This window comes from Streptomyces sp. NPDC014864 (assembly GCF_043081525.1).
GTDB lineage: Bacteria > Actinomycetota > Actinomycetes > Streptomycetales > Streptomycetaceae > Streptomyces.
On the sequence record NZ_JBIBWT010000012.1, the window covers coordinates 112341 to 124721 of the forward strand.

Consider the following 12381-nt stretch of genomic DNA (forward strand, 5'->3'; position numbering starts at 1 on the left):
CCGCGGCTACACCGGGTCGTAGGTCCGTTCGACCTTCTGCGTGCCGTTGCGGGTGCGGTACGAGCGGGTCCAGGCCGAGGTGGCGTTCGGGCTGGTGCGGTCGGACAGGACGTAGTAGTCCATCTGCGCGCGGTCGGCGGTGATGTCCAGGACGCCGTAGCCGTGGCGGTCGGTGTCGACCCAGTGCACATGGCGGTTGGCGGCGCGGATCACCGGCGCGGCGACCGCCGAGACGGTGCCCTCGGGCACCTTGACGATGTCGTCGAGGTTGTCGGAGGTCACCGAGGTGACCACGAACTCCGTGGCCGCCGACGCGGACAGCGGGTACGTGCCGGCGTCCACCGGGACGTCGTTCGCCCAGGCCATGTGGATGTCGCCGGTCAGGAACACCGTGTTGCGGATGGCGTTCGCCCGCAGGTGCGCCAGCAGCTCGCGGCGGTCGTCGGTGTAGCCGTCCCACTGGTCGGTGTTGACGGCGAGGCCCTCCTGCGGCAGCCCGAGCAGCTTGGCGAGCGGCTTGAGCAGGTCCGCGGAGAGGGAGCCGACGACGAACGGCGAGATCATCACCGAGTTGCCGACCAGCCGCCAGGTGGTGTCGGACGCCTTCAGCCCGGTCTTCAGCCAGTCGAGCTGGGCGCGCCCGGTGAGCGTGCGGTCCGGGTCGTCGACCGAGCCGCTGCCCGACGACGCCTGCTGTGAGCGGAAGGAGCGCAGGTCGAGCAGGGAGAGGTCGGCGAGCTTGCCGAAGCGCAGCCGCCGATAGGTGGTGCCCGCGAGTGCCGGGCGGACCGGCATCCACTCGAAGTAGGCCTGCTTGGCGGCCGCCTGGCGCGCTCCCCAGGTGCCCTCGGCGCCCTCGGTGTGGTTGACCGCGCCGCCCGACCAGGCGTTGTCGGCGAACTCGTGGTCGTCCCAGATGGCGACGACGGGCGCCTTGTGGTGCAGGGCCTGCAGATCGGGGTCGGTCTTGTACCTGGCGTGCCGGGTGCGGTAGTCGGCGAGGGTGAGGATCTCGTTCGCGGGGGAGTGCGGCCGGACGACCGTGCCCCGGGTCCCGTACTCGCCGGACTTGTACTCGTAGATGTAGTCGCCGAGGTGCAGCCAGGCGTCCAGGTCGTTCCTGGCCGCGAGATGGCGGTAGGCGGCGAAGTAGCCGGCCTCCCAGTTGGCGCAGGAGACCACGCCGAAGCGCAGGCCCGGCACGGCCGCGTCGGCCGCGGGCGCGGTGCGGGTCCGGCCCACCGGCGAGTCGGTGCCGCCGGCCGAGAAGCGGAACCAGTAGTCGGTGGCCGGCGCGAGCCCCCGGACGTCGGCCTTGACCGTGTGGTCGCTCGCGGCGGTCGCCATGGTCGAGCCCTGGGCGACGACGCTGGTGAACGCCTTGTCCCGGGCCACCACCCAGCTCACCTCGGTGTCCGGGCCGGCCCCCGAGCCGGGTGTCGCCTCGGCGGTGGGCGTCACGCGGGTCCACAGCAGGATGCCGTCCGGGAGCGGGTCCCCGGAGGCCACCCCGTGCAGGAACGCGGGTGTCTCGGTGGCGGCGCGGGCGGGCAGCGCGGCGGCGAGCGGCCCGGCCAGGACAGCAGTGGCCGCCGCGGCCTTGACGACCGTACGGCGGCGCGGGGAAAGGGAGTTGACGCGCTCGGATCCCGAGCCGGCGTCAGGTGCTGATCTGTATCGACTGGTCACGGGCGATCAGATTACTGATCGGTACGCGCGAAGGGCGGGCGAACGGCCAAATGTTCGCCCGCCCTTCAGCGCGGAGACGGCTGCCCGGGTGTCAGCCCTTGAGGGCCGCGTCCACCACCTTGTTGAAGTCGGCCACCGTCAGGAGCGGCTTGCCGCCGTTGAGCTGCTTGCCGTCCATGACGAAGCCCGGTGTGCCCCTCACGCCCTCCTTGTTGGTGTCGAAGGTCTTCGACATGGCCATCGCCCAGGCGTCGTAGGTGCCCTTCCTGACCGCGTCCTGGAACTTCGCGTTGTTCTTCAACGCGGGGACGGTGTCGGCGACCTTGATGAGGTAGCTGTCGTCCTTGAACGTGTCGGCCGTCTCCTCCGGGTGCCACTTGGCCGAGTACAGCGCGCCCTTGTACTCGAGGAACGCCTCGGGGCCGACGTTCAGCGCGGCGCCCAGAGCACTGAGCGCGTTCTTGGAGCCCTCGCCGTTGTCGTGGTTGTCGATGAACGTGGCGCCGACGTACTGGAACTTGAACTTGCCTTCGTCGATGTCCTTCTTCACCGTCGAGCCGACGGTCTGCTCGAACACGGCACACACGGGGCAGCGCGGGTCCTCGTACACCTTCAGGGTCTTCTTGGCGGTGCTCTTGCCGATGACCACCGTCGTGCCGTCGGCCCCGGTGGTGTTGGCCGGGGCGACGACCTTCTCGTCCTTCACGGCCTCCCAGTGGCCGGGCTTGTTGGCCTGGACGACGGCGTAGCCTATGCCGCCCGCCGCCGCCAGCACGGCGACGACCGAGACGGCCACGACGGCCTGCCGCTTGGCCTTGGCCCGCTTGGCGTCGCGCTCGCGCTCGGCGCGCAGCCGCTCCCGGGCCGCCGACTTCGCCGCCTGACTGTTCCGCTGGCTCATGGTGGTGTTCTCCTGTGGGACGCGCAGCTCTCTGTGCGCTGGGTACGTGCGGGGGACTGGTCGTGCTCAGGGGCGGCCGTCCGGGCCGGCCCCGCGCGGGGTGCCGCCCGCGCCCGGCCGATAGGTGGTGCCGCTCAGGCGAGGGCGGCCGAGCACGGCGGTCCGCGCCGTCCCAGGGCGCGTACGAGGAAGCGGGTGCGCAGGACCGCGGGCCGCGCCGCGGGACGCGCCGGGCGCGGCGCGGACGGGGTGGGGCGGACGGTCACCGCGGCGGCAGCCAGCCGCAGCGGCCGGACCGTCGTGGCGGCCGTGGCGGCCACCGCGCGCAGCAGCTGGGCGAGCGCCCGCTCGCCTCGGCGCAGCCACGCGGCCGCGAGCAGTCCGACGCCGGTGTGCGCGGCGAGCAGCAGCCAGGCGGTGGCCGGGTCGGCGTGGGCGAGCAGGGTGGCGAGCCGGTCGGGGCCGGCGCCGGTCAGGGGGGCCAGGTGTGCGCCGACGCCCGGTCCGCCGCCGCACAGCAGGTCGACGCCGACGGAGCGCAGCGGGCCGGCCACGGGGCCGCCCACGGGTCCGTAGCAGACGTGCTGGCCGGTGGTGAAGACCGTGTCGGCCGCCAGTTCCAGCGGGATCAGCAGCGCGGCGATCCGCCCGAAGCCGCGCTCGCGGCCCGCCAGGGCGTACGCGAGCACGAACACGGCGACCGTGACGGCGGCCACCGTGTTCAGGGGCAGCGGGACCCGGGACAGCAGCACGTGCGACGCGGTGCTGAGCGTCACGACGACGGCCGTGAACAGCGCCGCGCGTACGGCTCTGAGGTGGGTCCCTGATATGTCCATTGCGCAGAAGAGTGTGTCACGTGCCGCGGTAAGGGAGCCTTAAAGGCGCCCCGCGCGCGGCCCTTCCGTCACAGACCCGGAATGCGGCCGTTGCGGAAGAGGTCCAGGAAGATCTGGTGGTCGCCGCGCGCGCGTGCGCCGTAGTCGTGCGCGAAGTCCACGAGCAGGGGCGCGAAGCCCTCCTCGTCGGCCGCGATGGCCGCGTCGATCGCCCGCTCGGTGGAGAACGGCACCAGCGACTCCCCGGACTGGTCGTCCGCCGCCGCGTGCATCGTCGCCGTGGCCCGGCCCAGGTCGGCGACCACCTGCGCGATCTCCTCCGGGTCGTCGATGTCGCCCCAGTCCAGGTCGACGGCGTACGGCGAGACCTCCGCCACCAGCTGGCCCGCGCCGTCCAGCTCGGTCCAGCCCAGCCACGGGTCGGCGTGCGCCTGGAGGGCCCGCTGGGAGATCACCGTGCGGTGGCCCTCGTGCTGGAAGTAGTCGCGGATCGCCGGGTCCGTGATGTGCCGGGAGACGGCCGGGGTCTGGGCCTGCTTGATGTAGATCACGACGTCGTTCTCCAGGGCGTCGCTGTGGCCCTCCAGGAGGATGTTGTACGACGGCAGGCCGGCCGAGCCGATGCCGATGCCGCGGCGACCCACGACGTCCTTCACCCGGTAGGAGTCCGGGCGGGCCAGGGACGTCTCCGGGAGCGTCTCCAGATAGCCGTCGAAGGCCGCGAGCACCTTGTAGCGGGTGGCGGCGTCCAGCTCGATGGAGCCGCCGCCGGGCGCGAAGCGGCGCTCGAAGTCGCGGATCTCGCTCATCGAGTCCAGCAGCCCGAAGCGGGTGAGCGAACGCGCGTCGCGCAGGGCGTCCAGGAGGGGGCCCTGGGCGGTGTCCAGGGTGAAGGGCGGCACCTCGTCGCTCTTGGCGCCGGTGGCCAGGGCGTGCACGCGCTCGCGGTAGGCGGTGGCGTAGACGGTGACCAGCTCGGTGATCTGCTCGTCGCTCAGCGCCTTGGCGTAGCCGATCAGGGCCACCGAGGCGGCGAAGCGCTTCAGGTCCCAGGTGAAGGGGCCCACGTAGGCCTCGTCGAAGTCGTTGACGTTGAAGACCAGGCGGCCGTTGGAGTCCATGTAGGTGCCGAAGTTCTCCGCGTGCAGGTCGCCGTGGATCCACACGCGCGAGGTGCGCTCGTCCAGGTACGGGCCGCCGCGCTTCTCGGCGTCCAGGTCGTGGTAGAAGAGGCCGGCCGTGCCGCGGTAGAACGCGAAGGCCGAGGCCGCCATCTTCCGGAACTTCACGCGGAACGCGGCCGGGTCGGCGGCCAGGAGCTCGCCGAAGGCGGTGTCGAAGACGGCGAGGATCTCCTCGCCGCGCTGCTCGTCGCTGAGCTGGGGGACCGACATCGCTGGGTGCCTCCTGGTACGGGTGGTGCGTGACGTGTGGGACGGAATCTCCGCGGATCTTCCCCTGCGCCAACGTCCGGCGGGGCCGGGGAGTGCCCGCGTGCTCCTCGCACGAAGGTACGCGTGGATGCCCGCCGAGTGTCAGTGCCGGGGCATAGACTTCGACGCTGTCCCCCGGACTGTCCGCAGCCTGTAGACAACTGTTCGCCTTGGAGGCCGCAACCGTGTCAAAGCCGCCGTTCACGCACCTGCACGTCCACACCCAGTACTCGCTGCTGGACGGTGCCGCGCGGCTCAAGGACATGTTCGAGGCGTGCAACGAGATGGGCATGACGCACATCGCCATGTCCGACCACGGCAACCTCCACGGGGCGTACGACTTCTTCCACTCCGCGAAGAAGGCCGGAGTCACCCCGATCATCGGCATCGAGGCGTATGTGGCCCCGGAGTCCCGGCGCAACAAGCGCAAGATCCTCTGGGGCCAGCCGCACCAGAAGCGGGACGACGTCTCCGGTTCCGGCGGTTACACCCACAAGACGATGTGGGCGGTGAACAAGACCGGCCTGCACAACCTCTTCCGGCTGTCCTCCGACGCGTACGCCGAGGGCTGGCTGCAGAAGTGGCCCCGGATGGACAAGGAGACCATCGCCCAGTGGTCCGAGGGGATCGTGGCCTCCACCGGCTGCCCCTCCGGCGAGGTCCAGACCCGGCTGCGCCTCGGCCACTTCGACGAGGCGCTCAAGGCGGCCGCCGACTACCAGGACATCTTCGGCAAGGACCGCTACTTCCTGGAGCTGATGGACCACGGCATCGACATCGAGCACCGGGTCCGCGACGGCCTCCTGGAGATCGGCAGGAAGCTCGGCATCCCCCCGCTGGTCACCAACGACTCGCACTACACGTACGCGCACGAGGCGACCGCCCACGACGCCCTGCTGTGCATCCAGACCGGCAAGAACCTCTCCGACCCCGACCGCTTCAAGTTCGACGGCACCGGCTACTACCTGAAGTCCACGGACGAGATGTACGCCATCGACTCCTCGGACGCCTGGCAGGAGGGCTGCGCCAACACGCTCCTCGTGGCCGAGATGGTCGACACCACCGGCATGTTCGAGGCGAAGAACCTCATGCCGAAGTTCGACATCCCCGAGGGCTACACCGAGGTCACCTGGTTCAAGGAGGAGGTCCGCCGCGGCATGGAGCGCCGCTTCCCCGGCGGCATCCCCGAGGACCGGCAGAAGCAGGCCGAGTACGAGATGGACGTCATCATCCAGATGGGGTTCCCGGGGTACTTCCTCGTCGTCGCCGACTTCATCATGTGGGCGAAGAACAACGGCATCGCGGTGGGCCCCGGCCGAGGCTCCGCGGCCGGCTCGATCGTGGCGTACGCCATGGGCATCACCGACCTCGACCCGATCCCGCACGGCCTGATCTTCGAGCGGTTCCTCAATCCCGAGCGCGTCTCCATGCCCGACGTCGACATCGACTTCGACGAGCGCCGGCGCGTCGAGGTCATCAGGTACGTGACGGAGAAGTACGGCGCCGACAAGGTCGCCATGATCGGCACCTACGGCAAGATCAAGGCCAAGAACGCGATCAAGGACTCCGCGCGCGTGCTGGGCTATCCGTACGCCATGGGCGACCGGCTCACCAAGGCGATGCCCGCCGACGTCCTCGGCAAGGGCATCGACCTCAACGGCATCACCGACCCCTCGCACCCGCGCTACAGCGAGGCGGGCGAGATCCGCGGGATGTACGAGAACGAGCCGGACGTGAAGAAGGTCATCGACACCGCCAAGGGCGTCGAGGGCCTGGTCCGGCAGATGGGCGTGCACGCCGCCGGCGTGATCATGTCCAGCGAGACCATCACCGAGCACGTGCCCGTCTGGGTCCGGCACACCGACGGCGTGACCATCACCCAGTGGGACTACCCGAGCTGCGAGTCGCTCGGCCTGCTGAAGATGGACTTCCTCGGCCTGCGCAACCTGACGATCATGGACGACGCCGTCAAGATGGTGAAGTCCAACAAGGGGATCGACATCGATCTCCTCAGCCTCCCGCTGGACGACCCCACGACCTTCGAGCTGCTCCAGCGCGGCGACACCCTGGGCGTCTTCCAGTTCGACGGCGGCCCCATGCGCTCGCTGCTGCGGCTGATGAAGCCCGACAACTTCGAGGACATCTCCGCCGTCTCCGCGCTCTACCGTCCGGGCCCGATGGGCATGGACTCGCACACCAACTACGCGCTGCGCAAGAACAAGCTCCAGGAGATCACCCCGATCCACAAGGAGCTGGAGGAGCCCCTCGAAGAGGTCCTGGCCGTCACCTACGGCCTGATCGTCTACCAGGAGCAGGTGCAGAAGGCCGCCCAGATCATCGCCGGGTACTCGCTCGGCGAGGCCGACATCCTCCGCCGGGTCATGGGCAAGAAGAAGCCCGAGGAACTGGCGAAGAACTTCGTCCTCTTCCAGGAGGGAGCCCGGAAGAAGGGCTACAGCGACGAGGCCATCCAGGCCCTGTGGGACGTGCTGGTCCCCTTCGCCGGCTACGCGTTCAACAAGGCCCACTCCGCCGCGTACGGCCTGGTGTCGTACTGGACCGCCTACCTGAAGGCGAACCACCCGGCCGAGTACATGGCCGCGCTGCTGACCTCCGTGAAGGACGACAAGGACAAGTCGGCGGTCTACCTCAACGAGTGCCGCCGCATGGGCATCCGGGTCCTCCCGCCGAACGTCAACGAGTCGCAGGCGAACTTCGCCGCCCAGGGCGACGACGTGATCCTCTTCGGCCTCTCCGCCGTGCGCAACGTCGGCACCAACGTCGTCGAGTCGATCATCAAGTGCCGCAAGGCCAAGGGGAAGTACACCTCCTTCCCGGACTACCTCGACAAGGTCGAGGCGGTCGTCTGCAACAAGCGCACCACGGAGTCGCTGATCAAGGCGGGCGCCTTCGACACCATGGGCCACACCCGCAAGGGCCTGACGGCGCAGTACGAGCCGATGATCGACAACGTGGTCGCGGTCAAGCGCAAGGAGGCGGAGGGCCAGTTCGACCTCTTCGGCGGCATGGGCGAGGAGCAGAGCAGCGAGCCCGGCTTCGGCCTCGACGTCGTCTTCGGCGAGGAGGAGTGGGACAAGACCTACCTGCTCGCCCAGGAGCGGGAGATGCTCGGTCTCTACGTCTCCGACCACCCCCTCTTCGGCCTGGAGCACGTCCTGTCCGACAAGGCGGACGCGGGCATCGCCCAGCTCACCGGCGGCGAGCACGCGGACGGCGCGGTCGTCACCATCGGCGGCATCATCTCCGGCCTGCAGCGCAAGATGACCAAGCAGGGCAACGCCTGGGCCATCGCCACCGTCGAGGACCTCGCCGGCTCCATCGAGTGCATGTTCTTCCCGGCCACCTACCAGCTGGTGTCCACGCAACTCGTCGAGGACGCCGTGGTGTTCGTCAAGGGGCGCCTCGACAAGCGCGAGGACGTGCCCCGCCTGGTCGCGATGGAGCTGATGGTCCCCGACCTGTCCAACGCGGGCACCAACGCGCCGGTGGTCCTCACCATCCCGGCCACCCGGGTCACCCCGCCCATGGTCAGCCGCCTCGGCGAGATCCTCAGCCACCACAAGGGCGACAGCGAGGTCCGGATCAAGCTCCAGGGCCCGCGCAAGACGACGGTGCTGCGCCTGGACCGGCACCGGGTGAAGCCGGACCCCGCCCTCTTCGGCGACCTCAAGGTCCTGCTCGGCCCGTCCTGCCTGGCCGGCTGACCCCGGACGGCGGGGCGGCCGACGTGCACGAGGGGCGTGCCTGCGCGCGGGCACGCCCCTCGTGGATGCTCAACGGACAGAGCGCCGGGCTCAGTTGTGGCCGAAGCGCTTCTGCCTGCCCTTACGGGCCATATCAGTGGGAGTCAGCTGCGGGGCGTGGTGCTCGGGCTGCGACTCCATCACGGACCGCTCGGTCTCCTGGGGGCCGTTCGCGGCCACCGAGGCCTTCTGTCGGCTGCGGTCCTGCTTCCTGTTCTTGGCCATGGTGATCAGCCTCCTGTGGGGGATCTAGGGGCCAGGGCCGGGACCAGATTCACATAGGCCGACAATGAACGCATGTCGGATAATTACCGTATGTGACAGGGGTGGTCGGGACACCGGGCCCGGAAACGCCACGCCGAAGATCGAGTTCGGGCCGTTAACCCCGGCGCCGTCGGGCAGACTCGAAGCAAGCCCGAAGCAAACCTCCCGGAAAGAGGGTGGATCGCGTGGACCGCTGCATCGTCCTGGTGGACGCCGGGTATCTGCTGGGGGCCGCCGCCAGTCTCCTCGCCGGGGAACCGTCACGCTCCCGCATCAGCGTCGACCACACCGCCCTCGTCCAGGGGCTGCGCGAGCAGGCCGAATCCGACACCGAGCGGCCCCTGCTGCGCATCTACTGGTTCGACGGAGCCCCCGACCGCGTGCCGCAGCCCGAGCACCGCAGGCTCCGGGTGATGCCCCGTGTCACGGTTCGGCTGGGCGCGCTGACCCGCAGCGACGGCCGCTGGGCGCAGAAGGGCGTGGACGCCGCCATGCACGCCGAACTGACCGAGCTGGCCCGCAACCGCGCCTGCTCCGACGTCGTCCTCGTCACCGGCGACGGCGATCTGCTGCCCGGCATGATGGCCGCCAAGGAGCACGGCGTCGCCGTCCATCTGTGGGCCGTCCAGGCCGCCGACGGCGACTACAACCAGTCCGAGGACCTGGTCGCCGAGGCCGACGAGCGGCGCGTGCTGGACCGCACCTGGATCACCAAGGCCGTACGGGCCAAGGAACTGACCGGCGTCTGCGCCCCGCCGCCCGCGCCCCGCCCCGAGATCGCCGCGATCCTCTCCGCGCCGCTGCCCGAGTCCGCGCTCGCCGCGACGGAGCGCCCCGGCGAGCAGCGCCCGCACCCGGCCGCGGCCGCCGGGCGCAACGGCACCGAGGAACGGATGCCGAACCCCAAGGGCGTACCCACCCCCAAGGACCTCGCCGCCCTGCGCGCCCCCGGGAACCAGCCCGTCCACCCGCCCACCACGGCGACCCTGCGCTGGTCCTCCGACCGGGGCTGGGTGGACCGCCCCGGGGTGGCCGCCGAGCCCGCCGAGGCCGCCTCCATGCCGACGCTGGCGCAGCTGACGACGGCCGAGCAGCGGTGGGCGGACCGCGAGGAGGACATCACCACCGTCGGCGGCGACCCCTTCGAGGTCGGGCAGGTCTTCGCGCGGCGGTGGGTGGAGCGGCTGGGAGACGGGACCCATCTGCAGAAGCTGTCGTCGATGTATCCGCGCGTCCCGCACCGCATCGACGGGGAGCTGCTGCGGTACGCCGCCCGGTTCGGGCTGCTGGCCCACAAGGACGACCAGATCGACGAGCACGACCGTTACGCCATCCGGGCCGGGTTCTGGCGGGAGATCGACGTGCGCACCGGGGCGGAGCACGCGCCCGCGGGGGACGGCGTCCCGGCGGGTCGCCCCAAGGACGAGTAAAGGCCCCGGACCCCGTACCCTCGTCCCTTGTGAGTACGCGCGCGACACAGGCACTTCGGCACGGGGACGGCGTGGTGTGCGCGGTGCGCGGACTGACCAAGACCTATCCCGCGGTGCGCGGCCGGCGTGGTGTCCCCGCCGCGCCCGAGGTGCTGGCCTGCGACGGCGTCGGCCTCGACGTCCGGCGCGGGGAGATCTTCGGGCTGCTCGGGCCGAACGGCGCCGGCAAGTCCACCCTCGTACGGCAGCTCACCGGGCTGCTGCGGCCGGACCGCGGCAGCGTCGAGATCCTGGGCCACGACATCGTGGCGCACCCCGAGCGGGCCGCCCGGATCCTCGCCTACCTCGGGCAGGAGTCCACCGCCCTGGACGAGCTGACCGTCTCGCTCGCCGCCGAGACCACCGGGCGGCTGCGCGGCCTGGACGCCCGGCGGGCGCGCGCCGAACGTGACGCCGTCCTCGACGAGCTGGGCCTCGGCCCGATCGCCGGGCGTCCGCTGAAGAAGCTCTCCGGCGGTCAGCGGCGGCTCGCCTGCTTCGCCGCCGCGCTGGTCGGCGAGCGGCCGCTGCTCGTGCTCGACGAGCCCACCACCGGCATGGACCCGGTGGCCCGGCGCGCGGTGTGGTCCGCCGTCGACAGCCGGCGCGCCGAACACGGCACGACGGTCCTGCTGGTCACGCACAACGTCATCGAGGCCGAGACCGTCCTCGACCGGGTCGCCGTGCTCGACCGGGGCCGGGTCATCGCCTGCGACACCCCGGCCGGGCTGAAGGCACGGGTCTCCGGCGAGGTCCGGGTCGAACTGGTCTGGCGGGACCGGGCGCCCCTGGAGGTGGCCGAGGTCGCCGCCCTTCGGGAGCGGGCCGTGGAGGCGGGCCGGCGCTGGACGCTGCGGCTCGCGCCCGATGAGGCCCGCGCGGCCGTCGCCACGGTCACCGGCGGCGCCGCCTTCGCCGCCCTGGACGACTTCACCCTCGCCACGCCCAGCCTGGAGGACGTCTACCTTTCGCTCGGCGGCGCGGCCCGGCAGGGACTGGTGAAGGCATGAGCGCGCGGGCCGGCACATCCGTAGGAGACTGCGCGGGCGCCGCGGACCACCCGGACCGCAGGGACCGCAGGGACCGCAGGGACTACACGGGCGCCGCGGGGAACCCGTCCGGAGGACGGAACGCGACCGGGGCCCGTACCGCGTTCGCCGCAGGGAAGAGGAGCAGTTCGACGTGAGTGTCGTACCCGCCGGTGTGCTGCCCGGCGCCACGGCCGTGCAGGACGGCGGTGCCGGTGAGGCGGCCGTCCTCGCCCCGCGGGCGCGGCTGTGGCCGTCCCTCGCGGCCGTGTACCGGGCCCAGCTGTCCCGGGCGCGGGTGGCGCGGATCCCGCTGCTGTTCGTGGCGACCTTCCAGTCCGTCGGCATCATGGTCATGATGCGCGGCGTGGTCGGCGGGGGCGGCGAGGCGCGGTCCGTCGTGGCCGGGGCGTCGATCGTGGTCGTCGCCTATGTCGCCCTGAACCTGCTGGCGCAGTACTTCGGGCACCTGCGGGCCAGCGGCGGCCTCGACCACTACGCCACGCTGCCGGTTCCGCCCGCGGCGGTGGTGCTGGGCGCGGCCGCGGCGTACGCCTCCTTCACCGTGCCGGGGACGGTGGTGACCGCCGTCTTCGGGTGCGCGCTGTTCGGGCTGCCGCTCGGGAACCTGTGGGTGCTGCTCGCCGTGATCCCGCTCGCCGGTGCCGCGCTCTCCGGGCTCGGCGCGGCCTGCGGACTGCTCGCCCCGCGACCGGAACTGGCCACGCTGCTCGGCCAGTTGGGCATGTCGGCGGCGCTGCTGCTGGGGGTGCTGCCGCCCGACCGGATGCCGGAGGTGGTCCGCCTCGCCCGCGACCTGCTGCCGTCGACGTACGGCGTCGAGGCCTACGCCCGTACCTTCTCGGCACATCCCGACTGGGCGTTCGTGGCCGGCGACATGGCCGTGTGCGCCGCGGTCGGTGTGGTCTCCCTGGCCCTCGCCACCTGGGCGTACCGGCGGGCGGCCGTCCGGTGACGCGGCCGTCGGACCCAACTG

Annotated in this window: 9 protein-coding genes; 4 read left to right on the plus strand and 5 right to left on the minus strand. The window is 71.3% G+C overall.

Annotation, left to right across the window (positions count from 1 at the left end):
* Window positions 1–6: 6 nt before the first annotated feature.
* The 4 genes from ACF1A5_RS22285 to ACF1A5_RS22300 form a co-directional block, all read right to left on the minus strand.
* On the minus strand, window positions 7–1689 hold the full coding sequence (locus ACF1A5_RS22285) for an alkaline phosphatase D family protein (RefSeq protein ID WP_392194598.1): 1683 nt from the start codon (window positions 1687–1689) through the stop codon (window positions 7–9).
* Between the two features lie 91 nt (window positions 1690–1780).
* Window positions 1781–2590, minus strand: coding sequence for a thioredoxin domain-containing protein (locus tag ACF1A5_RS22290; RefSeq protein WP_392194599.1), 810 nt, complete (start codon window positions 2588–2590; stop codon window positions 1781–1783).
* A 134-nt stretch (window positions 2591–2724) separates the two neighbouring features.
* On the minus strand, window positions 2725–3426 hold the full coding sequence (locus ACF1A5_RS22295; protein WP_392194600.1) for a hypothetical protein: 702 nt from the start codon (window positions 3424–3426) through the stop codon (window positions 2725–2727).
* A 68-nt stretch (window positions 3427–3494) separates the two neighbouring features.
* Window positions 3495–4820: a DUF2252 domain-containing protein gene (locus ACF1A5_RS22300; protein WP_392194601.1), complete on the minus strand. Its 1326-nt coding sequence runs from the start codon at window positions 4818–4820 to the stop codon at window positions 3495–3497.
* Window positions 4821–5044: 224 nt separating this feature from the next.
* On the opposite strand from ACF1A5_RS22300, the gene dnaE reads away from it, so the two are divergent.
* Window positions 5045–8584, plus strand: coding sequence for a DNA polymerase III subunit alpha (dnaE, locus tag ACF1A5_RS22305; protein ID WP_392194602.1), 3540 nt, complete (start codon window positions 5045–5047; stop codon window positions 8582–8584).
* A gap of 90 nt (window positions 8585–8674) precedes the next feature.
* Here dnaE and ACF1A5_RS22310 read toward each other — a convergent pair whose 3' ends face one another.
* The gene (locus ACF1A5_RS22310; protein WP_392194603.1) at window positions 8675–8848 is read right to left on the minus strand and encodes a hypothetical protein; all 174 of its coding nucleotides are present in this window, start codon (window positions 8846–8848) and stop codon (window positions 8675–8677) included.
* Between the two features lie 224 nt (window positions 8849–9072).
* Here ACF1A5_RS22310 and ACF1A5_RS22315 point away from each other — a divergent pair, with 224 nt between their 5' ends.
* The 3 genes from ACF1A5_RS22315 to ACF1A5_RS22325 all read left to right on the plus strand — a co-directional run bounded on the left by ACF1A5_RS22315 (window position 9073) and on the right by ACF1A5_RS22325 (window position 12360).
* Complete coding sequence (locus tag ACF1A5_RS22315; protein ID WP_392194604.1) at window positions 9073–10317, plus strand: NYN domain-containing protein; 1245 nt, start codon at window positions 9073–9075, stop codon at window positions 10315–10317.
* A 74-nt stretch (window positions 10318–10391) separates the two neighbouring features.
* Window positions 10392–11366, plus strand: coding sequence for an ABC transporter ATP-binding protein (locus tag ACF1A5_RS22320; protein ID WP_392194709.1), 975 nt, complete (start codon window positions 10392–10394; stop codon window positions 11364–11366).
* A gap of 172 nt (window positions 11367–11538) precedes the next feature.
* The gene (locus ACF1A5_RS22325; RefSeq protein ID WP_392194605.1) at window positions 11539–12360 is read left to right on the plus strand and encodes an ABC transporter permease; all 822 of its coding nucleotides are present in this window, start codon (window positions 11539–11541) and stop codon (window positions 12358–12360) included.
* Window positions 12361–12381: the final 21 nt, after the last annotated feature.